Annotated in this window: 16 protein-coding genes; 11 read left to right on the forward strand and 5 right to left on the reverse strand. The window is 71.2% G+C overall.

The genetic code is table 11. The features are described from left to right. Positions 1 to 295 precede the first annotated feature (295 nt). The 10 genes from ACFV4F_RS16695 (at position 296) to ACFV4F_RS16740 (ending at position 12,199) form a co-directional block, all read left to right on the forward strand. The gene (locus ACFV4F_RS16695; RefSeq protein WP_380503094.1) at positions 296 to 1,915 is read left to right on the forward strand and encodes an ABC transporter substrate-binding protein; all 1,620 of its coding nucleotides are present in this window, start codon (positions 296 to 298) and stop codon (positions 1,913 to 1,915) included. 70 nt (positions 1,916 to 1,985) lie between these two features. After that, the gene (locus ACFV4F_RS16700; RefSeq protein WP_380438143.1) at positions 1,986 to 2,912 is read left to right on the forward strand and encodes an ABC transporter permease; all 927 of its coding nucleotides are present in this window, start codon (positions 1,986 to 1,988) and stop codon (positions 2,910 to 2,912) included. Between the two features lie 76 nt (positions 2,913 to 2,988). Further along, on the forward strand, positions 2,989 to 3,903 hold the full coding sequence (locus ACFV4F_RS16705; protein ID WP_380438272.1) for an ABC transporter permease: 915 nt from the start codon (positions 2,989 to 2,991) through the stop codon (positions 3,901 to 3,903). A gap of 16 nt (positions 3,904 to 3,919) precedes the next feature. Then, positions 3,920 to 4,972 carry an ABC transporter ATP-binding protein gene (locus ACFV4F_RS16710; RefSeq protein WP_380503097.1) on the forward strand — a complete coding sequence of 351 codons (1,053 nt, stop codon included), beginning with the start codon at positions 3,920 to 3,922 and terminating at the stop codon, positions 4,970 to 4,972. Then, positions 4,962 to 6,080: an ABC transporter ATP-binding protein gene (locus tag ACFV4F_RS16715; RefSeq protein ID WP_380438146.1), complete on the forward strand. Its 1,119-nt coding sequence runs from the start codon at positions 4,962 to 4,964 to the stop codon at positions 6,078 to 6,080. The genes ACFV4F_RS16710 and ACFV4F_RS16715 overlap by 11 nt, the downstream gene beginning before the upstream one ends. Before the next feature lie 409 nt (positions 6,081 to 6,489). Further along, positions 6,490 to 8,112, forward strand: a complete 1,623-nt coding sequence (locus ACFV4F_RS16720; RefSeq protein ID WP_380498029.1) for an ABC transporter substrate-binding protein — start codon at positions 6,490 to 6,492, stop codon at positions 8,110 to 8,112. A gap of 95 nt (positions 8,113 to 8,207) precedes the next feature. Further along, positions 8,208 to 9,152 (forward strand): ABC transporter permease, encoded by a 945-nt coding sequence (locus tag ACFV4F_RS16725; protein WP_380438150.1) that lies wholly within the window; start codon positions 8,208 to 8,210, stop codon positions 9,150 to 9,152. Then, positions 9,145 to 10,074 (forward strand): ABC transporter permease, encoded by a 930-nt coding sequence (locus tag ACFV4F_RS16730; RefSeq protein WP_380438152.1) that lies wholly within the window; start codon positions 9,145 to 9,147, stop codon positions 10,072 to 10,074. Before ACFV4F_RS16725 ends, ACFV4F_RS16730 begins: the two co-directional genes overlap by 8 nt. Positions 10,075 to 10,137: 63 nt before the next feature. Continuing rightward, positions 10,138 to 11,187, forward strand: coding sequence for an ABC transporter ATP-binding protein (locus ACFV4F_RS16735; RefSeq protein ID WP_380438274.1), 1,050 nt, complete (start codon positions 10,138 to 10,140; stop codon positions 11,185 to 11,187). After that, positions 11,180 to 12,199 (forward strand): ABC transporter ATP-binding protein, encoded by a 1,020-nt coding sequence (locus ACFV4F_RS16740; protein ID WP_380438153.1) that lies wholly within the window; start codon positions 11,180 to 11,182, stop codon positions 12,197 to 12,199. Before ACFV4F_RS16735 ends, ACFV4F_RS16740 begins: the two co-directional genes overlap by 8 nt. Positions 12,200 to 12,282: 83 nt before the next feature. Here ACFV4F_RS16740 and ACFV4F_RS16745 read toward each other — a convergent pair whose 3' ends face one another. The 5 genes from ACFV4F_RS16745 to ACFV4F_RS16765 form a co-directional block, all read right to left on the reverse strand. Continuing rightward, positions 12,283 to 13,995, reverse strand: coding sequence for an ABC transporter family substrate-binding protein (locus ACFV4F_RS16745; protein ID WP_380503099.1), 1,713 nt, complete (start codon positions 13,993 to 13,995; stop codon positions 12,283 to 12,285). Between the two features lie 163 nt (positions 13,996 to 14,158). Next, positions 14,159 to 16,600: a hypothetical protein gene (locus tag ACFV4F_RS16750; protein ID WP_380503102.1), complete on the reverse strand. Its 2,442-nt coding sequence runs from the start codon at positions 16,598 to 16,600 to the stop codon at positions 14,159 to 14,161. A gap of 239 nt (positions 16,601 to 16,839) precedes the next feature. Then, entirely contained in the window at positions 16,840 to 17,343 is a 504-nt protein-coding gene (locus ACFV4F_RS16755) for a DUF6113 family protein (RefSeq protein WP_380503105.1), read from the reverse strand. After that, positions 17,340 to 18,272: an N-acetyl-1-D-myo-inositol-2-amino-2-deoxy-alpha-D-glucopyranoside deacetylase gene (mshB, locus tag ACFV4F_RS16760; RefSeq protein ID WP_380503108.1), complete on the reverse strand. Its 933-nt coding sequence runs from the start codon at positions 18,270 to 18,272 to the stop codon at positions 17,340 to 17,342. The genes ACFV4F_RS16755 and mshB overlap by 4 nt, the downstream gene beginning before the upstream one ends. 49 nt (positions 18,273 to 18,321) lie before the next feature. Further along, complete coding sequence (locus tag ACFV4F_RS16765) at positions 18,322 to 18,516, reverse strand: DUF2304 family protein (protein ID WP_380438163.1); 195 nt, start codon at positions 18,514 to 18,516, stop codon at positions 18,322 to 18,324. A gap of 315 nt (positions 18,517 to 18,831) precedes the next feature. Between ACFV4F_RS16765 and ACFV4F_RS16770 the strand changes: the two genes are divergently transcribed. Then, complete coding sequence (locus ACFV4F_RS16770) at positions 18,832 to 20,985, forward strand: prolyl oligopeptidase family serine peptidase (protein ID WP_380503111.1); 2,154 nt, start codon at positions 18,832 to 18,834, stop codon at positions 20,983 to 20,985. Positions 20,986 to 21,158: the final 173 nt, after the last annotated feature.

Consider the following 21,158-nt stretch of genomic DNA (forward strand, 5'->3'; position numbering starts at 1 on the left):
AACTCCCCCCCCCCCCCCCCCAACCCCCTATATCTTTGTGTCTGGGGGGCTGTTTTTTGTTAAAACCCCCCCCCCGGCCGGGCCCGGGGGCCCCCCCCCCGGGCCCCTTCCGGCATTCGGTAGGTCCGGTGCTGCGTAGATCCGGCGCTGCGTCGATCCGGCGCTGCGTCGATCCGGCGCTGCGTCAACTCCGCGGGCGGTCACCGCACCCATCCGGGGGTACTCGACTCGCGCCGTCGCCGGGGCGCGCTTCTCATGGGGTGTGATGCGACACACACCCTGAGGAGGGACCTCCATGCCCGTAGCCGCCCGTGCTCGTTGGGTCCTCGCCGCTGCGACGTCCGTGGCCCTGGTGGCCACCGGGTGCAGCAGCAGCGGGGGCGGCAGCAGTTCGTCGGACACCAGCAAGACCTTCAGCTACCAGAGCAGTGAGCCGCAGAACCCGCTCCAGCCCGCCAACGCGAACGAGACCGGCGGCGGTCGCATCATCCAGAACCTGTTCAAGGGGCTCGTGGACTACGACCCCGGCACCGCGAAGATCCGCATGCAGGTCGCCGACAAGATCGACACCAGCGACTCGCAGACCTACACCGTCACGCTGAAGGACGGGTGGAAGTTCCACGACGGCACCCCGGTGCACGCCAAGAACTTCGTCGACGCCTGGAACTGGGGCGCGGCCACCACCAACAACCAGATCAACAGCTCCTGGTTCTCCGACATCGAGGGCTACAAGGACGTCCACCCGGCCACCGGCCAGCCGACCACGGACAAGATGTCCGGCCTGAGCGTCACCGACGACCTGCACTTCACGGTCAAGCTGAGCAACAAGGTCTCGTACTTCGAGTACAAGCTCGGCTACATCGCCTTCTCGCCGCTGCCGGACGGCTTCTTCAAGGACCCGGCCGGGTACGGGCAGAAGCCCGTCGGCAACGGGCCGTACCAGTTCGTCAGCTGGTCCCACAACCAGCAGGTGGTCACCAAGGCCTTCCCGGACTACCAGGGCGTGGACAAGCCGAAGAACGGCGGCGTCGTCTTCAAGATGTACAACACGTCCGAGGCCGCCTACGCCGACCTCCAGTCCAGCAACCTCGACGTGATGGACCAGGTGCCGCCGTCCGCGCTGGCCACCTACAAGAGCGACCTCGGCGACCGGGCGATCGACTCCCCCCAGGGCGCCATCCAGAACGTCGGGTTCACGCTCTACCAGGCCGACTGGTCCGCGCCCGACAAGGCCAAGGTCCGCCAGGGCATCTCGATGGCGATCGACCGCGACACCATCACCAAGACCGTGCTCCAGGGCTCCCGCAAGGCCGCCAGCGCCTGGGTGGCCGAAGGCGTCGAGGGCTACAAGGAAGGCGCCTGCGGCGACTTCTGCAAGTTCGACCCGGCCAAGGCGAAGACGCTGATCACCGAGGGCGGCGGCGTCCCCGGCAACAAGCTGACCATCCTGTACAACGCGGACGGCGGCCACAAGGAGTGGGTCGACGCGGTGTGCAACTCGATCCGGCAGAGCACCGGGGTGGACTGCACCGGCGACCCGAAGCCCGACTTCAAGACCGCGCGCGCGGCGATCACCGGGCACCAGGTCAACGGCATGTTCCGGACGGGCTGGGTGCAGGACTACCCGCTGAACGCCAACTTCCTCGCGGACGTGTACCGCACCGGCGCCGCGTCCAACGACACGGGGTACAGCAGCCCGCAGTTCGACCAGGCCGCCAAGCAGGCCGACGAGGCCGCCAGCGTCGCCGAGACGGTCACCGGCTACCAGCAGGCCGAGGCGGTGCTGCCCGGCGACATGCCGGCCATCCCGCTCTGGTACTACCGCACCAACTCGGGCTACTCGACCAAGGTGCAGAACGTGAAGTTCGACTCCTTCGGCAACCCGGCCTGGACCCAGGTCGAGGTCAAGGGCTGATCCCCTCTCCCGCCGGCCCCGCCCTCACCGCACGGAGGGCGGGGCCCGGCCACCTCGGAAGGAGGCTCGGATGGGCAGTTACGTGCTGCGTCGGGTGCTGCAGATGATCCCGGTGTTCCTCGGCACCACGCTGCTGATCTTCCTGATGGTCTACACGCTGCCGGGCGACCCGGTGGCGGCGCTGTTCGGCGAGAAGGCCGCCGATCCGGCCGTGGTGGCCAGCATCAAGCACAAGTACTACCTCGACCAGCCGGTCTGGAAGCAGTACCTGCACTACATGGGCAACCTCTTCCAGGGGGACTTCGGGACCAGCTTCACCGGCCGTCCGGTCACCGACATCATGGCGGACGCCTTCCCGGTCACCATCCGGCTCGCGCTGCTGGCCTTCGTGTTCGAGATGGTCCTCGGCCTGTGCCTCGGGCTCGTCTCCGGCCTCAAGCGCGGCAGCCTCCAGGACACCCTGGTGCTGATCCTCACCCTGCTGGTGATCTCCATCCCGGTTTTCGTGCTCGCGTACATCGCGCAGACGGTGTTCGCCACCAACCTGGGCTGGGTCACCCCGACGGTGCAGGACAGCTACGACCTGTCCCAGCTGCTCCTGCCGGCGATGGTGCTCGGCTCGCTCTCGCTCGCGTACGTCGCCCGGCTCACCCGCACCTCCATCGGCGAGAACCTGCGGGCCGACTACATGCGCACCGCGGTGGCCAAGGGCCTGCCCCGGCGGACCATCATCTCCCGCCACCTGCTGCGCAACTCGCTGATCCCGGTGGTCACGTTCCTCGGCACCGACCTGGGCGCCCTGATGGGCGGCGCGATCGTCACCGAGGGCATCTTCAACGTGCAGGGCATCGGCAACGTCCTGTACCGGGCGATCAACCAGAAGGAGGGGCCGACGGTGGTCGGCATCGTGACCGTCCTGGTGATCGTCTACCTGGTCGCCAGCCTGCTCGTCGACCTGCTCTACGCGGTCCTGGACCCGAGGATCCGCTATGCCTGACATCCATGACGAAGAGTCCTTCGAACCGCACCCCAAGCCCGGCGTCTCGCGCCTGGACTACGCGGGCGAGCAGGGCATGGCCGTCGAGCAGGACACCCTGGTCGAGGCCGACCCGGTCAAGCGCGAGGAGGCCCGCAGCCTCTGGGGCGACGCCTGGCGGGACCTGCGGCGGCGCCCGATCTTCCTGATCTCGGCGGTGCTGATCCTGCTGCTGGTCGTCATGGCGATCTTCCCGTGGGCGTTCACCGACGCCGACCCGCGCAAGGCCGACCTGGTGCACAACTACCTGCGCCGGCCGGACTGGTCGGACGTGTTCGGGGCCGGCTGGTTCGGCTACGACGGACAGGGCCGGTCGATCTTCGCCCGCGTCGTGTACGGCGCCCGCGCCTCGATCACCGTCGGCATCTGCGTCACCGCGGCGGTCACCGTGCTCGGCGGCCTGGCCGGCATGGTCGCCGGGTACTTCGGCGGTGGCGTGGACGCGGTGATCTCCCGGATCGTCGACATCTTCTTCGGGATCCCGCTGCTGCTCGGCTCGCTGGTGCTGCTGAACGCGTTCGCCACCCGCACGGTGTGGAGCGTGGTCATCGCCCTCGGCTTCCTCGGCTGGACCCAGATCGCCCGCGTCATGCGCGGCGCCGTGCTGACCGTCAAACAGGCCGACTACGTGGTGGCCGGACGGGCACTCGGGGCCGGGACCGGACGGCTGATGTTCCGGCACATCCTGCCGAACGCGATCGCGCCGGTGATCGTCGTCGCGACCATCGCGCTCGGCGGCTACATCGCGACCGAGGCGACGCTGAGCTTCCTCGGCATCGGCCTGCAGGACCCGACCATCTCCTGGGGCATCGACATCTCCTCCGCCCAGAAGGTGATCCGGACGGCGCCGTACGTCCTGTTCTTCCCGGCCGCGGCGCTCTCCGTCACCGTGCTGGCCTTCATCATGCTGGGCGACGCGGTGCGCGACGCCCTCGACCCGAAGCTTCGCTGAGCGAGGGGAACGCATCGTGACTACAGCTGTGGACACCACCGAACCCGGGCGGGACGCGCCGTACGAGGGACCGCTGCTCGACGTGCGCGACCTGCACGTCGAGTTCGTCACCCGGGACGGCGTGGCCCGGGCAGTCAACGGGGTCAACTACAGCGTCCGGGCGGGGGAGACGCTGGCGGTGCTCGGGGAGTCCGGGTCGGGCAAGTCGGTGACGGCGCAGGCGATCATGGGCATCCTGGACATGCCGCCGGCCCGCATCCCGCGCGGCGAGATCCGCTTCCGCGGCCAGGACATGCTGAAGATGGGCCGGGAGGAGCGGCGGCGCATCCGCGGCCGGAAGATCGCGATGATCTTCCAGGACGCGCTGTCCTCGCTCAATCCGGTGCTAAGCGTGGGCTTCCAGCTCGGCGAGATGTTCCGGGCGCACCAGGGGACGTCCCGCAAGGAGGCCAAGGACAAGGCCGTCGAGCTGATGGACCGCGTGCGCATCCCGGCGGCGGCGCAGCGGGTGGACGACTTCCCGCACCAGTTCTCCGGCGGCATGCGTCAGCGCATCATGATCGCGATGGCGCTGGCCCTCGAACCGGACCTGATCATCGCCGACGAGCCCACGACGGCGCTGGACGTGACGGTGCAGGCCCAGGTGATGGACCTGCTGGCGGAGCTCCAGGCGGAGTTCCAGATGGGGCTGATCCTGATCACCCACGACCTCGGCGTGGTGGCCGACGTCGCGGACAAGATCGCGGTGATGTACGCGGGGCGGATCGTCGAGACGGCGCCCGTGCACGAGTTGTACGCGCGCCCGGCCCACCCGTACACCCGGGGCCTGCTGGACTCGATCCCGCGACTGGACCAGAAGGGCCAGGAGCTCTACGCCATCAAGGGGCTGCCGCCCAACCTGCTGCGGATCCCGAAGGGCTGCGCGTTCAACCCGCGCTGCCCGCGGGCGCAGGACGTCTGCCGGGCCGAGGTGCCGGAGCTGTACCCCGTGACCGAGGAGGACGGCACCGCGCTGGCCGGGCGGGGCAGCGCGTGCTTCTTCTGGAAGGAGACCCTCCATGGCCGGTAACGGGGCGAGTGCGCTGGGGGCGACCACGGCGGCGGCGACCACGCCGGAGGAGCTCGTGTTCGACCAGAACGTGGCGCGCGGCGAGCCGATCCTCGAAGTCCGCGACCTGGTCAAGCACTTCCCGCTGACGAAGGGGGTGCTGCTCAAGAAGCAGGTCGGCGCGGTGAAGGCGGTGGACGGGGTCTCCTTCGACCTGATGCAGGGGGAGACGCTGGGCATCGTGGGCGAGTCGGGCTGCGGGAAGTCCACGCTGGCCAAGGTGCTGATGAGCCTGGAGCCGGCCACCGGGGGATCCGTCCGGTACAAGGGCGAGGAGATCTCCCGGCTGTCGGGGTCGGCGCTGAAGGCCGTGCGGCGGAACATCCAGATGGTGTTCCAGGACCCGTACACGTCGCTGAACCCGCGCATGACGGTCGGGGACATCATCGGCGAGCCGTTCGAGATCCACCCGGAGGTGGCGCCGAAGGGCGACCGCCGCAAGGCCGTTCAGGATCTGCTGGACGTCGTCGGGCTCAACCCGGAGTACATCAACCGGTATCCGCACCAGTTCTCCGGCGGTCAGCGTCAACGCATCGGCATCGCCCGGGGGTTGGCGCTCAAGCCGGAGATCATCATCTGCGACGAGCCGGTCTCCGCCCTCGACGTGTCCGTCCAGGCGCAGGTGATCAACCTGCTGGAGAAGCTCCAGGGCGAGTTCAACCTCTCGTACATGTTCATCGCGCACGACCTCTCGATCGTCCGGCACATCTCCGACCGCGTCGGCGTGATGTACCTCGGCAAGATGGTCGAGATCGGCTCCGACGCGGAGATCTACGACCACGCCACCCACCCGTACACCCAGGCGCTGCTGTCGGCCGTGCCGGTGCCCGACCCGACCGCGCGGGAGTCGCGGGACCGGATCGTGCTGACCGGGGACGTCCCCTCGCCGGCGAACCCGCCGTCGGGATGCCGCTTCCGCACGCGCTGCTGGAAGGCGCAGGAGCGGTGCGCGGTGGAGGTCCCGCTGCTCGCGGCGCCGTCGTGGCTGGACGGGGCGGCCCGGCACGAGTCGGCGTGTCACTTCGCCGCCGAGCGGGACAACGGGAGGGGGGCCGCCGCGGCCGGGTAACAATTCGGTCGACGTCGCGGCAGGCGGCGCACACCAAGGGCGCGTCCTCGATTCGAGGGCGCGCCCTGCGCTGTGCTGCGCAAACGCCGGAAAAAGATCGATTACTCCTCGTAAACGCGCGAATACCGGAGATCATCGTCCGCCTTCCGGAGATCGGAACGGGTGATCCCGTATGCGATATGCGGGAATTTGGCGAGCATTGTCCGGGCCGGGTCCGGCGCGTAATTGAAAAGAGATGTGACGCGGATTCCGAAAGCCGGTCGGTTGATCGATAGTTGCTTTGCGCGTATCAGTGGTCACCTCGCCAACTGTGCGGATCGGCCCTGAGATGTCGGCCTCCGTCACGCCCGGCACACCGAGTGGCGGGGCCGCCGTTCGTTCGCAAGCCCCCAAAACGAGGAGCAGTTGAATGAGGCTCACCAAGACGATGCGCCTGACCGCCCTGGCGGCCTGCACGGCGCTCGCGATCTCCGCGTGCACCACGGGCAGCGACAAGAAGCCCCCGGCCGGCAAGACCGGCGGGTCGATCAGCGTCCAGCTGGGTGAGCCGCAGAACGGCCTGGTCCCGCAGAACACCGCGGAGTCCGAGGGCACCCAGGTCGAGTACGCGCTCTTCACCGGGCTGGTCGACTACGACCCCAAGACCAGCACGCCCAAGCTCGCCATGGCCGAGTCGATCGACTCCCCGGACTCCACCGTCTGGACGATCAAGCTCAAGGACGGCTACACCTTCCACAACGGCGAGAAGGTGACCGCGCAGTCCTTCGTCGACGCCTGGAACTGGGGCGCCGACCAGGACAACGCCGCGCAGGCCCTGCCGTTCTTCGACAAGGTCCTCGGCTCCGACGAGCTCGCGCCCGGCAAGGACAAGAAGCCCACGGCCACGGCGCTCAAGGGCCTCAAGGTCGTGGACGACAAGACCTTCACCGTCACCCTCAAGGCGCCGTTCTCGCAGTTCAAGACCATGCTCGGGTACAACGCCTTCTATCCGCTCCCGAAGGCGTTCTTCAACGACCCGAAGGCCTTCGGCGACAACCCGATCGGCAACGGCCCGTTCCAGATGGACGGCCCGTGGCAGCACAACCAGCAGATCAAGGTCAAGCGCTACGACAACTACCCGGGCAAAAAGGCCAAGCTCGATTCGGTCACCTTCAAGATTTACGACAAGCTGGAAACCGCGTACAACGACCTCCGCGCGGACAACATCCAGATCACCAACAAGCTGCCGATCTCGGCGATGGCGACGGTGGCCCAGGAGTTCGGTGACCGCTACATCTACCAGCCGGAATCCGGCGTCGGCTACATCGGGTTCCCGATCGCGACCAACAAGGCGTTCGCGAGCCCCGACCTGCGCAAGGCGATCTCGATGGCGATCGACCGCGAGGCCATCACCAAGACGATCTTCTCCGGCACCCGCAAGCCGGCCGACGACTTCGTCAACCCGATCATCCCGGGCTACCGCCAGGGCGCGTGCGGCGACGCCTGCAAGTACGACCCGGCGAAGGCGAAGGCGCTCTACACCCAGTCCGGCGGCCTGCCCGAAAACAAGCTGGAGATCGGCTACAACGCGGACGGCGGCCACAAGGAGTGGATCGAGGCCGTCGGCAACCAGCTGAAGAACAACCTCGGGATCGACGTCACCTTCAAGCCGTTCGAGAAGTTCGGCAAGATCCTCGACGCGCTGGGGGCCAAGCAGTACTCCGGCGCCTTCCGGATGGCCTGGTCGATGGACTACCCGTCGATCGAGGACTACCTGCGCCCGATCTTCTCGAAGATCGCCATCGACAACGGCTCCAACTACGGCGGCTACGTCAACGAGGACTTCGAGGCGCTGCTCGCCAAGGCCGACCAGGCGAAGACCGAGGACGAGGGCCTGAAGCTGTACCAGCAGGCCGACGACATCCTGCTCAAGGAGCTGCCGTACATCCCGGTGTACACCTACATGAGCTCCGGGGCGTACACCAAGACCGTCAAGAACGTGATCATCGACGCCCAGAACCGGATCGACCTGACCTCCGTCGAACTCGCCTGACCCGACTCCCGCTGACCGGTGCGTCCCGCAGGGCGGCGCGGGAAACCCCCGTGCCGCCCGCCGGTGACGCGCCCCAACCACGAGGAGGCCGCCACATGGGCCGCTATGTGGTCCGTCGGGTCATCCAGGCCGTACCTGTGATCCTCGGCGCGACGTTCCTGATCTACGCACTGGTCTTCCTGCTGCCCGGTGACCCCATCCAAGCGCTGGCCGGTGAGAAACGCGCGGACCCGACGGTCGTCGCGATGCTGCACGACCGGTACCACCTGGACGATCCGTTCTTCCTCCAGTACTGGCACTACCTGGTCGGCCTGTTCCAGGGCGACTTCGGCGAGGACTACCGCGGCCACGCCGTCGTCGACGTGATGACGCGGGCCTTCCCGTACACCATCAACCTGGCCGGGACCGCGCTGGTCATCGAGATGGCGGTGGGCGTGACCGCCGGTGTGGTCGCCGCCCTGCGGCGCGGCCGGTTCATCGACAACCTGGTGCTGATCTCGACCCTGATGGTCATCTCGATCCCGACCTTCGTGATCGGCTTCGTGCTCCAGCTGCTCCTCGGGGTGAAGCTCCACAACGACTACGGCATCGACTTCTTCCCGGTCTCGTTCAACGAGGACGACGGCTTCCGCGCGTACCTCCTGCCGGCCTTCGTGCTCGCGTCCACCTCGCTCGCCTACATCGCCCGGCTCACCCGGACCAGCCTGACCGAGGTGATGCGGGCCGACTACGTGCGCACGGCGGTGGCCAAGGGCCTGAGCCCGCTGCGCGTCGTGGTGCGGCACGGGCTGCGCAACGCGCTGATCCCGATCGTCACCTACCTCGGCATGGACCTGGGGTCGCTGATGGGCGGCGCGGTGATCACCGAGGGCATCTTCAACATCCCCGGGATCGGGCACCAGCTGTTCCAGTCGGTGTACCTGCGCGAACGCACCATCGTGGTGGGCGTCGTGAGCGCCCTCGTCATGGTGTACCTCCTCACCAACCTGGTGGTCGACCTGCTCTACGCCGTTCTTGACCCGAGGATCCGCTATGAGTGAGCCGACGAACGCGCTGGACACGACGGCCCCGGTGACCGCGGCGGCGGCCGCCAAGGGCGACAAGGAGCGGGTGGGCAGCCTCTGGACGGACGCCTGGTACGACCTGCGGCGCAACCCGCTCTTCATCATCGGCGGGCTGCTGGTGCTGCTCATGGTGGTGATGGCCGTCGCCCCGCAGCTTTTCACCGACAAGGACCCGAACTCGGCCGGCTTCTGCGAACTCTCGTCCTCGCTGCAACGCCCCTCCGCGGACCACTGGTTCGGCTTCGACGTCCAGGGCTGCGACGTCTACACCCGGACGATCTGGGGCGCCCGCAACTCGATCATCGTCGGCATCCTGACCACGTCGCTGGTGGTCCTGGTCGGCGGCACGCTCGGGCTGCTGGCCGGCTGGATGGCCGGGTTCTGGGACAGCCTCCTGTCGCGCATCACCGAGATCTTCTTCGCGATCCCGCTGCTGCTCGGCGGCATGCTCATCATGTCGACCTGGCAGAAGGGCAACGCCTGGACGGTCTCGGCGGTGATGGCGGTGCTCGGCTGGCCGCAGATCTACCGGCTGATGCGCTCGGCGGTGATCTCCAACAAGCACAACGACTACGTGGTCGCCGCGCGCGCGCTCGGGGCCGGCACCGGGCGGATCGTCACCCGGCACATCCTGCCGAACGCGGTGGCGCCGGTGATCGTCGTCTCGACCATCAACCTCGGCGTGTTCATCGGCGCCGAGGCCGCGCTGTCCTACCTGGGCATCGGCATCCAGTCCCCGGCGATCTCCTGGGGCCTGATGATCAGCGACGCCCAGTCCCGCTTCCTGAACGCCCCGCACGTACTGCTCTTCCCGGCCGCCGTGCTGAGCATCACCGTGCTGGCGTTCATCATGCTCGGCGACGCGGTGCGCGACGCCCTCGACCCCAAGCTGCGCTGAGGAGGGCCGCGGACCATGACTGACACGACGAAGCCGTCCGGCACGAGGGACGGCGGGGCGCGCCTGAGCGCGATCGAGGTGACCGGCCCGCGCCGGGAGAACCTGGTGCCCGGCACGCCGCTGCTCGAAGTCGACGACCTGCACGTCGAGTTCGTCACCCGGGACGGCATCGCCAAGGCCGTCAACGGCGTCAGCTACTCGGTGTCGGCCGGGGAGACGCTGGCGGTGCTCGGCGAGTCCGGTTCGGGCAAGTCGGTGACGGCGCAGGCGATCATGGGCATCCTGGACATGCCGCCGGGGCGGATCACGGCCGGCAAGGTGCTGTTCCGGGGCCAGGACCTGCTGACGATGAGCCCCAAGGCCCGGCGCGCGGTGCGCGGCCGGAAGATCGCGATGATCTTCCAGGACGCGCTGTCCTCGCTCAATCCGGTGCTCAGCGTGGGCTACCAGCTCGGCGAGATGTTCCGGGTGCACCAGGGCGCCTCGCGCAAGGAGGCGAAGGACCGCTCGGTCGAGCTGATGGAGCGGGTGCGCATCCCGGCGGCGGCGCAGCGGGTGGACGACTTCCCGCACCAGTTCTCCGGCGGCATGCGCCAGCGCATCATGATCGCGATGGCGCTCTCGATGGAGCCCGACCTGATCATCGCGGACGAGCCCACCACTGCCCTGGACGTGACCGTCCAGGCCCAGGTGATGGACCTGCTGGCCGAGCTGCAGTCCGAGTTCCACATGGGGCTGATCCTGATCACCCACGACCTCGGCGTGGTGGCCGACGTCGCGGACAAGATCGCGGTGATGTACGCGGGACGGATCGTCGAGACGGCGCCCGTGCACGAGTTGTACGCGCGCCCGGCCCACCCGTACACCCGGGGCCTGCTCAACTCGATTCCGCGGCTGGACCAGAAGGGGCAGAACCTGTACGCCATCCAGGGCCTGCCGCCGAACCTCCTGCACATTCCGGCCGGCTGCGCGTTCAACCCGCGCTGCGACCGGGCGCAGGACCGCTGCCGGTCCGAACTTCCGCCGCTCGTCCCGGTGCTGGACGCGGAGGGCAGGGACCTGCCGGGCCGGCACAGCGCCTGCCACTTCTGGAAGGAGACCCTCCGTGGCTGAGCCGATCCTGGAGGTCCGGGACCTGGTCAAGCACTACCCGCTGACGCAGGGGATCCTCTTCAAGCGGCAGGTCGGCGCGGTGAAGGCGGTGGACGGCATCTCCTTCGACCTGGTCACCGGGGAGACGCTGGGCATCGTCGGCGAGTCCGGCTGCGGGAAGTCCACGCTGGCCAAGGTGCTGATGAGCCTGGAGCGGGCGACCGCGGGCCAGGTGCGCTACAAGGGCCAGGACATCACCCGGCTGTCGGGGTCGGCGCTGAAGGCCGTGCGGCGGAACATCCAGATGGTGTTCCAGGACCCGTACACCTCGCTGAACCCGCGCATGACGGTCGGGGACATCATCGGCGAGCCGTTCGAGATCCACCCCGAGGTGGCGCCGAAGGGCGACCGCCGCAAGGCCGTTCAGGACCTGCTGGACGTCGTCGGGCTCAACCCGGAGTACATCAACCGGTATCCGCACCAGTTCTCCGGCGGTCAGCGTCAACGCATCGGCATCGCCCGGGGGTTGGCGCTCAAGCCGGAGATCATCATCTGCGACGAGCCGGTGTCGGCGCTCGACGTGTCCGTCCAGGCGCAGGTGATCAACCTGCTGGAGCAGCTGCAGACCGAATTCGGCCTGTCGTACATGTTCATCGCGCACGACCTCTCGATCGTCCGGCACATCTCCGACCGCGTCGGCGTGATGTACCTCGGCAAGATGGTCGAGATCGGCTCGGAGGACGAGATCTACGCCCATCCGACCCACCCGTACACCCAGGCCCTGCTGTCGGCCGTGCCGGTGCCCGACCCGACCGGCCGCGAGCAGCGCGAGCGCATCCTGCTCAGCGGCGACCTGCCGTCGCCGGCGAACCCGCCGTCCGGCTGCCGCTTCCGCACCCGCTGCTGGAAGGCGCAGCAGCGGTGCTCCGAGGAGGTGCCGCTGCTCGCGGTGCCCGCGCTGCTGGAGGGCCCGGCCGCGCACGAGTCGGCCTGCCACTTCGCCGAGGTGCGGGACGTGATCGGGAGCGCCTGAGCCCGTCCCCCGGCCGGGTCGCGGAGTCCGTCGACTCCGCGGCCCGGCCGCGTGGTTCCGGGCGCCGTCGGCCCCCGGGGCGGTCACTTCTCGAAGCCGACGTTCTCCCAGACGATGTCGGACAGGCCCTGCGCGCCGATGTTGGCGAGGTTGGCGCGGGCGCCGTACAGCTGCGGCCGCTGGTAGAGCGGGAGCATCCCGGCCACCTTCCACAGCTCGGCGTCGGCCTGGTTGATGGCCTCGGAGGCGGTGGCGGTGTCGGGCGCGGCGGCGGCCCGGTCGAGGGCGGCGTCGACGGCGGCGCTGCCGGTGCCGGCGTGGTTGTTGCCGCTGTTCTGGACGAAGCTGGCGCGGCTGCCACTGGCGGGGAAGGGCGTGCCGAGCAGCGCGTACACGGCGAGGTCGAAGTCCTGGCGGTTGACGTACTTGTCGAAGAACTCGTTCGGGCCGGCCTGGACGGTGGTGACCTTCACACCGACGCCCTTGAGCATCCCGGTGAGGCTCGCGGCCTCGCTCTGGGCGGTGGCGACGCCGGCCGGGACGACCAACCGCAGGTTCAGCTCGCGGCCGTCCTTGTGGCGGACGTCGCCGTCGAGCTTCCAGCCGGCCGCGTCGAGCTTGCGGCGGGCCTCGGCGGGGTCGTAGCGGCTGAGGCCGAGCGAGTTGTCGCGGTAGGCGTTCTGGTTGGCGACCAGCAGGTGGTTGTTGAGCGTGGCCGGCGGCCAGTCCAGGCCCTTGAGGTCCTCGCGGGCGATCGCGTCCCGGTCGATCGCCTGGAACACGGCCTGGCGCACGGTCGCGTCGGTGAGCAGCGGGCTACGGCCGTTGAGGGTGAGCTGGCGGAAGTCCGGCCCGCCGGCCCGCCGGACGACGGCGCCCTTGGTGCGCTTGATGGCCTCGTACCCGGCCACGTCCGGGCCGTTGTTGAAGAGGTCGATGTCGCCGCGGCCGAAGGCGGCGGCCATCGTCGCGGGCGTCATGGCGTGGAAGACGATGCGGTCCAGCAGCGGCTTGTCGCCCCACCAGGCCGGGTCGGCGACCAGGGTGACGGTCTGGGCCGCCGGGTCCAGCTTCTCGACCTTGAACGGGCCCGCGGTGACCGGGATGGCGTCCAGGTAGGCGGTGTTGAACAGGTCGGGGCCGCTCACCCTGCTCGCCGGCAGCAGCGGGGCGTTGGCGGCGCCGTTGAACATCGACTGCCACTCGGAGAAGGGCCGGTCGAAGGTCATCACGGCCTGGAAGTCGTCCTTGCCGGGCACCACCGAGGAGACCAGCTCGAAGCCGGTGCTGCTGGAGGACTTGTACGCCGGGTCCTTGCCGTTCATCGCGCGCCAGTCGGCCTCGATGTCGCGCCAGGTGATCGGGGTGCCGTCGGACCAGTGGGCTTTCGGGTTGAGCGTCCAGACGACCACCTGGTGGCCGTCCCTGAGCTCGGCGTGGGCGTCCTGGAGGTAGGCCGGGTTGGGGGTCTGGGTGCCGGCCGCGTCGGAGCGGAAGAAGGTGGGCAGCAGCGCCTTGGTGACGCTGCCGGTCGAGGACTCGGTGCCGTCGGCGTGGATCGGCGACCACTGGTGGGAGAACTGGGTGATCGCGAGGTTCAGCGTGCCGCCCTGGCGCAGCTGGGCGCGGTCGCGCGGATTGATGTCCGTCGCGGTGGACTTGGGAGACTTCGGGACGGACGCCATCGCGTCGCCGGGTGAGCCGTCCGGCTGGGACGCACACGAACAGAGCGTCAGCGAGAGCGTGAGCGCGGTGAGGCCGGCGAGCAGGGCCGTCCGGTGGTGGAGGCGGCCCATTGGCGTGCTCCCGAGGCAGGTGTGGCGGATGGTGTGGCGTCACATCTTGGCGAGCGGGACGGGAGTTGTCGAGGGGGAGGGCCGAGGGGGCGGGCCGAGGGGCGGGCCCGCTCCTTCACGGGGAAGGCGGCGGACCCGCCCCTCGGCGGTCGGGCGCGGTCGCTCAGGCGACGGTGAACTTGAAGGTGCGGTCCTTGTCGCCGCTCTTGTCGAGCAGCGGGGTGAGCGCGTCGGCGACGTCCTGCGCGGTGATCGCCGCGGACTGGCCGTTCTTCTTGATCTTGACCTTGTCGAAGACGTTGCCGAGCTGGGCGTTGAGCGCGTCCAGGTCCCACTTGGGCGTCAGCTTGCCCGAGGCGTCCGGCACGAGGGTCAGCGCCTTGGCGGCGGTCAGCTTGCCGAAGTTAAACGTCTTGGCGCCGGCCGTGATGTGGATCGGGCCGCTGACCGCGGACTTGCCGAGGCCGTCCGCGGCGGCCTGCAGGGCCTGGGCGGAGACCTTCGGCTGGGCGGCCGTGACGTTCAGCGCGATCGGCTGGTCGGGCTTGCCGGCGGCGCGGTCGCGGTAGGCCTGCTCGACCACGGCGACGGCGCTCGCGGAGTCCAGCGCCTGACCGGCCTTGCCGGGCACGACGACCGGGTCGCCGGTGTCGCCGAACTTGACGTAGCCCTCCTGCAGGCCCTGGCCCGCCCCGGCGGCCAGGCCGTCGAGCGCGGCCTTGAGCTTGGCCCGGTCGACCTTGACCTCCGGCGCGACGTTCTTCGTGCCGCCCTGAAGCGACTTGATGACGTCGACCGGGCTGTAGCTGTGCTGGGTGAGGCCGTCGACGGTGGCCGTGGTGTCGAAGCCGAGTCCGGCGACGGTCGGGTCCAGGTCGACGCTCTGGTCGCCGATCTTCAGCTTGAGCGGCTGCTGGCCGGCTTTGCCCACCGTCTCGTCGAGCTGGTGGATGGCCTGGTCGCGGTTGTTGCCGCCGATGTCGGTGCCGAGCACCACGGTGCCCTTGGGGATGTCCGACTGGTTCAGCATCAGGCCGGTGCCGTACGCGGCGGCGCCGAGGAACAGGACGCCGCCGATGCCGTAGACGCCGAGCTTGACGATCTTCTTGCCGGCGCCGCCCTTCTTCTTGGCCTTGCCCTGCGCCTTGGCGGGCGCGGCCTTCGCGGGCTCCGCGGCGGCGGGGGCCGGGCCGCCGGCCTCCGGGCGGGGGCCGGGCGGGGGGGCCGGCAGCGGGGTGACCGCGGTGGCCTCCGGGTCGCGGCCGGGCTGCCGCGCGCCGGCCGGGGCGGCGCCGAACGGATCGGTGCCGAACGGGCCGGTGCCGAACGGGTCGGCGGGGGAGGCCTTGCCGCCCGGCGCGCCCGGCGCGGCGGGGGCTCCGGGGAACAGGCCGCCGGGGGCGGCGAACGCGTCCTGGCCGGCGGGCGCACCGGGGCGCTGCGCGGCGAACGGGTCGGCGCCGGTGGGCGCGGAGGCGAACAGGCCCGGCTGCTGGCGGCCCTCGCCGGCACCCCGGCCGGCGCGCTGGGCGCCGTCCTGGGGCAGGCCGGGTATGGCGGCCGGCGCCGGAACGTCCTCGCGGATCGGCGCGAAGCCGTCGACGGAGGTGTCCTCGGGGTCGGCCGCGCCGCCGGCCGGGAAGGGCCGGGCGCTCTGCGGGCCGCGGTTCTGCGGGCGGCCGTCCGGGGCGCCGGCACCCTGCGGACCGCGCTTCTGCGGACGGCCGTTCTGCGGGCCGCGCGGACCGGCGGGGGTCGCCGCGGCGGGAGGAACGGGGGCGAACGGGTCGGCGGCGAACGGGGCCGCCGCGGCCTCGTACACGCCGGGCTCGTCGGCCCGGCCCTCCGGGCCGCCGAACGGCGCGGGAGCCGGGGCGGGCGCGGCGCCGTTGGCCTGCGCCTGGGCGGGGACCGGACGGCCGCCCTGCCGGGCGGCGCCCTGGCCGGAGCGCTGGGCGCCGTTCTGCGGGGCGCCGTCGGGGCGCGCGCCGTTCGGCTGGGGCTGGGGCTGGGGCTTGGGCCGGGCCTGGGCCTTGGCCTGCGGCTGGGCCTGGGGCTCGGCTCCGGCGCCCGGCGCACCGGCCGGGACCGGGGCGGGCGCTGCCTCGCCGGGCGCCGACGCGGCCTTCTTCTGCCGCGGCCGGAACCACGCGCCGGTCGACTCGGACTCGGAGGTCGCCGGCGGGATCGGCGGGATCTGCCACTCCGGCGGCAGGTTCGGCGGCGTCGCCGTGCGGCCGCCGCCCTCCATCACGCCGAGGACGGGGGAGGAGGGCGCGGAGCGGTGGCGCGCGCCGCCCGCCTCGGGGGCGGACGCCGGGGCCTCGTCGCCGGGGCCCTCCTCGTTCTTGACGGCGCTGCGGACGACGACCGGCGGGATCGGGCGCGAGCCGGGGATGTTGATCCGGACCCGGGTGGTCAGGGTGGTCTCGGTCTTCGGGACCTCGTCCTCGCCGCCCGACGCCGCGCCCTGGGCGGCACCGTTGCCGGCCCGGTCGCCGCCGGGCAGGCCCGGTGTGCCGTAGGGCGGGGTGCCCGACGGGTAGGCGTCCGGGCCCGTGCGCCGGGGCGTCGGGTGGGCGTTGTCAGATTCGCGGCTGCTCAATGCTGCTCTGCTCCGGGTTCGCGGGCGGGCCGTGCGGCGCGACCGCGGTTCGTGGTCGCCGGGCCTGGGGCGGGCGGCGGTCGGGTACGGCGTTCTGCGGCACCACCATACTGGGAAGAACTGAGCGGTGAACGGGTTCGGACAGATCCTGATACGTCCGGTTCCTCCGGTATGAGAGTACGGCCGTGTGGTCCTGACTGCGCGTCGTGCGCGGTACCGTACGCGCCGCACTCCCGGGCTCAGCGGGGCGGGTTGGGGACCCCGGGGAACCAGCTCGCGCGGGTGGGCAGGGTGGCGCAGATCACGCCCAGGATCGAGCCGGCGAACATCCAGGCGAGCGAGGTGGCATTGGGCCACAGCACGGTGTCGCCCTCCGGCCGCGGCACGATGACGACGACCAGGGCGATGAACCAGCCGGCCGCGGGCAGGGCGGCGCCCAGCCGGGTGCCGGTGACGCGCAGTCCGCCGTAGAAGGTGGCGGCGGTCGCGCCGAGCGCGAGCAGGACCCCCACGGGCGGCCACAAGGCCTGCACAAAGGATCCGCAGACCGAAACCGCGAAGCCGAGCGCGAAGAACAGGACATACGCCACGAACCGGGCGCCGCGCGGGGGCTGAGCCTCGGCCAGGCGCTCGTCCCGGGTGCCGAGGACGGTGGCGGGGAACGAGCGCTTCGGCGCCTGCGGCGGCTTCCGGTCGGCGGGGCCGGCGGACCCGGCCGGCGTGCGGTCGGCGGACTTGTTCATCGGGCGCCCTCCTCGGCGGTCGCCGCAGCGGTCTCTTCGGCGGTGGTGCGCTCGGCGTCCAGGCCGGCGAACAGGTCGTCCTCGGGCCGTCCGGGCCCCGCCTGCCCGCGCACCAGCTGGTAGTACTCGGTGGCCACCAGCGGCTGGCCGAGGTGGTTGGAGAGCGCGAACGAGGCGCCGTCCACGGTGATCTGGGTGACGTGCGCGGCCATCGCGGCGGCCTTCCGCCCGGCGTACGCGGCGCCGTCCACCGCGGTGGTGACCACCGCGTCGTCCACCACCCCGGGGACGTCCGACGGGGCGGCCGTGCCCGGGAAGGCCGCGCCGGCGGCGGTGGCGGCGAGCCCGGCCTCGATCACCGAGCGGGGCATCCGGTTCCAGTACACCTTGGCGATCCGCCAGGCCGGGCCGAGCCCGGGCCCGTACGCCGGGTCGGCCGCGAGGTCGTACGCGCGCATCGCGACCCGGTGCGCCTGGATGTGGTCCGGGTGCCCGTAGCCGCCGTTCTCGTCGTACGTGACCAGGACCTGCGGCCGCACCTCGCGGATCACGGCGACGAGGTGGCCGGCCGCCTCGTCCACGTCGGCCCGCCAGAAGCAGCCGGGCGCGTCGTTCTCGGGCACGCCCATCATCCCGGAGTCGCGGTAGCGCCCCGGGCCGCCGAGGAAGCGGAAGTCGGTGACGCCGAGGGCGGCCATGGCGTCGGTCAGCTCGCCGATCCGGTGCGCGCCGAGGGTGTCGTCCCGATCGGCCGTCAGGTGCGCCAGCCCGGGCGGGATCACCTCGCCGCCCTCGCCGAGGGTGCAGGTCACCAGGGTGACGCGGGCGCCCTCGGCGGCGTACCGGGCCATGGTGGCGCCGTTGCCGATCGACTCGTCGTCGGGGTGGGCGTGCACCAGCAGCAGGCGGCGTCCGGTAGTCGAGGTCATGGGAGGAAGCCTAACGACCGGCCCGGCGGGCGCGGGAGCGCGCGCGGTTTCAGAGCTTCAGGCCGTTGATCATCCCGGCGAGGTTGCTGGTGACCTGGCTGATCGACGGGGCGATGGAGCTGGACGCCAGGTAGAAGCCGAGCAGCGCGCAGATGATCGCGTGCGAGAGCTTCAGGCCGGAGCGGCGGACCATCACCACCACGATGACCAGCATCAGCATGGCTGCGGAGACGGACAAAGCCATGTCGGCTCACACCCCTTCTCGGGTGCGCCGCCCCCTGGGGAGGTCGGCGGTCGGACCGTGCGGGACTTGCGGTCGGGCGACCGGCGGTCCGGGACGGGGCCGGACGATCACCCGCCTGATCAGTCTTACCCGATGGGTGAGCGGAGCATTACGTTCGGTGAGTCCGCGCGCGCCGGGGTACGGCAGCACTCGTGGGGCGCATGGGCCGGTCGGAGGGGGTGCGGACCACTTTGGGGCGTACTTCCCGACGATGCTCCGAACGAGTGATCAAAACGCTCCCGGCAGCGCGCGCGAGAGGTCGTAGGGTCTGGTGCCATGACCTCCCACACCCCTGCGGACACCTTCCCCCGGCAGTACGCGCGGACCCTGCGCTACACCGTCGGCGCGCCCCGGTCGTTCTCCGTCGCACCGGACGGCTCCCGGGTCGTCTTCCTCCGCTCCCGCTCGGGCAGCGACCGGGCGAACCTGCTCTGGACCCTCGACACCGCCACCGCCGAGGAGCGGATCGCCGCCGACCCGGCCGTCCTGCTCGGCGGCGGCGAGGAGGACCTCTCCCCGGCCGAGAAGGCCCGCCGCGAGCGCAGCCGCGAGGGCTCGGCCGGCATCGTCGGCTACGCCCTCGACGCGGCCGGCCGGCTGGCCGCCTTCGCCCTGTCCGGCCGCCTGTTCACCGCCGACCTCGTGACCGGCGCCACCGCCGAACTCCCCGCCGAGGGCCCGCTGCTGGACCCGCGCCCCTCCCCGGACGGCAGGTACGTCGCGTACGCCAACACCGCCGGCGAACTGCGGCTCACCCGCACCGACGGCAGCGGCGACCGCGCCCTCGCCGAGCCCGACGGGCCGAACGTCACGTGGGGCCAGGCCGAGTTCATCGCCCAGGAGGAGATGAGCCGCGACCGCGGCCACTGGTGGTCCCCGCAGGGCGACCGGCTGCTGGTCGAGCGCGCCGACGACACCCCGGTGCGCCGCTGGTGGATCGCCGACCCGGCCAACCCGGAGCGCGAGCCCGCCGAGGTCGCCTACCCCGCCGCCGGCACCGCCGACGCCGAGGTCGGGCTCTGGGTGTTCGACCTGGACGGCGGCCGCACCGAGGTCGACTGGGACCGCGCGGCCTTCCCCTACCTCGCCCGGGTGCACTGGTCCGGGGGCGGCGTGCCGCTGCTGCTCGTCCAGGCCCGCGACCAGCGCAGCCAGCGGATCCTCGGCCTCGACGTCGCCACCGGCGCCACCGAGGTGCTGTTCGAGGAGCACGACGACACCTGGCTGGAGCTGTTCCAGGGCGTCCCGGCCTGGACGCCGGACGGCAAGCTCGTGCGGATCTCCGACGAGGGCGGGGGCCGGGCGCTGGTGATCGGCGACCAGGCCGTCACCGGGGACGACCTGCACCTGCGCTCCGTCGTCGCGGTCACCGCCGACGAGGTGTTCTTCACCGCCTCCGGCGGCGCCGCCGAGACCGACCCCGAGCCCGGCTGGGTCGCCGTCGGCCGGATCGGCCACGACGGCAAGCGGCTCGCCTGGGAGGCCTCCAACGGCCGCCCGTTCACCTCCGTCACCACCGCCGTGCACGCGGCCGGCATCACCGTCCGGGCCACCGCCGAGCCCGACCTGCCCGGCAGCCTCGTCCAGGTCTCCCGGGACCTGCCCGAGGGCGTGGTCGTCGACGACATCGCCACCATCGCCTCGTACGCCGAGACCCCGGTCATCACCGCCCGCCCGGTCTTCCGCTTCGCCGGCGAGCGCCGCATCCCCGCCGCCGTCTTCCTGCCCACCGGCTACGACCGCGAGCGCGACGGCCTGCTGCCCGTCCTCATGGACCCGTACGGCGGCCCGCACGGCCAGCGCGTCGTCCAGGCGCACAACCCGCACCTCACCTCGCAGTGGTTCGCCGACCAGGGCTTCGCCGTGATCGTCGCCGACGGGCGCGGCACCCCCGGGCGCGGTCCGGACTGGGAGAAGTCGATCGCCTTCGACTTCGCCGGGAGCACCCTGGACGACCAGGTGGACGCGCTCCAGGCGCTGGCCGGGGAGTTCCCGCTCGACCTCGGCAAGGTCGCCATCCGCGGCTGGTCCTACGGCGGCTACCTGTCCGCGCTCGCCGTGCTGCGCCGCCCGGACGTCTTCCACGCGGCCGTCGCCGGCGCGCCGGTGGCCGACTGGGAGCTGTACGACACCCACTACACCGAGCGCTACCTGGGCCACCCGGCCGAGCGGCCCGAGGTGTACGCGGCGAACTCGCTCACCGGGTACGCGGCCGGTCTGGAGCGCCCGCTGATGATCATCCACGGGCTCGCGGACGACAACGTGGTGGCCGCCCACACTCTGCGCCTGTCCTCCGCCCTGCTCGCCGCCGGCCGCCCGCACACCGTGCTGCCGCTGTCGGGCGTCACCCACATGACGCCGCAGGAGGAGGTCGCGGAGAACCTGCTGCTGCTCCAGGTCGACTTCGTGAAGCGCTCGCTGGGGATGTGACCCCGGCAGGGGCGCGCCAAAGCCCCTGACCAGCGGTTTCGGGGGGGGGGGGGGGCGGGGGGGGGGGGGGGCGCCGGCGCCGCGCCCCCCCCCCCGCCCGGGGAAATAAGCGCGAAACAGCGCCCCGCCGCGCGCCCCGCCCCGCCCCGGGGCGGCGGGGTGTGAGGGGGGGC

The organism is Kitasatospora sp. NPDC059722 (genome assembly GCF_042733235.1).
Classification (GTDB): domain Bacteria; phylum Actinomycetota; class Actinomycetes; order Streptomycetales; family Streptomycetaceae; genus Kitasatospora.

Excerpts from the sequence above, each read along its gene's own strand:
- ACFV4F_RS16720 (WP_380498029.1), top strand. The coding sequence starts at position 6,490 with ATGAGGCTCACCAAGACGATGCGCCTGACCGCCCTGGCGGCCTGCACG.
- ACFV4F_RS16745 (WP_380503099.1), bottom strand. The coding sequence starts at position 13,995 with ATGGGCCGCCTCCACCACCGGACGGCCCTGCTCGCCGGCCTCACCGCG.
- ACFV4F_RS16705 (WP_380438272.1), top strand. The coding sequence starts at position 2,989 with ATGGCCGTCGAGCAGGACACCCTGGTCGAGGCCGACCCGGTCAAGCGC.
- ACFV4F_RS16755 (WP_380503105.1), bottom strand. The coding sequence starts at position 17,343 with ATGAACAAGTCCGCCGACCGCACGCCGGCCGGGTCCGCCGGCCCCGCC.
- mshB (WP_380503108.1), bottom strand. The coding sequence starts at position 18,272 with ATGACCTCGACTACCGGACGCCGCCTGCTGCTGGTGCACGCCCACCCC.
- ACFV4F_RS16700 (WP_380438143.1), top strand. The coding sequence starts at position 1,986 with ATGGGCAGTTACGTGCTGCGTCGGGTGCTGCAGATGATCCCGGTGTTC.
- ACFV4F_RS16730 (WP_380438152.1), top strand. The coding sequence starts at position 9,145 with ATGAGTGAGCCGACGAACGCGCTGGACACGACGGCCCCGGTGACCGCG.
- ACFV4F_RS16715 (WP_380438146.1), top strand. The coding sequence starts at position 4,962 with ATGGCCGGTAACGGGGCGAGTGCGCTGGGGGCGACCACGGCGGCGGCG.
- ACFV4F_RS16725 (WP_380438150.1), top strand. The coding sequence starts at position 8,208 with ATGGGCCGCTATGTGGTCCGTCGGGTCATCCAGGCCGTACCTGTGATC.
- ACFV4F_RS16765 (WP_380438163.1), bottom strand. The coding sequence starts at position 18,516 with ATGGCTTTGTCCGTCTCCGCAGCCATGCTGATGCTGGTCATCGTGGTG.
- ACFV4F_RS16770 (WP_380503111.1), top strand. The coding sequence starts at position 18,832 with ATGACCTCCCACACCCCTGCGGACACCTTCCCCCGGCAGTACGCGCGG.
- ACFV4F_RS16695 (WP_380503094.1), top strand. The coding sequence starts at position 296 with ATGCCCGTAGCCGCCCGTGCTCGTTGGGTCCTCGCCGCTGCGACGTCC.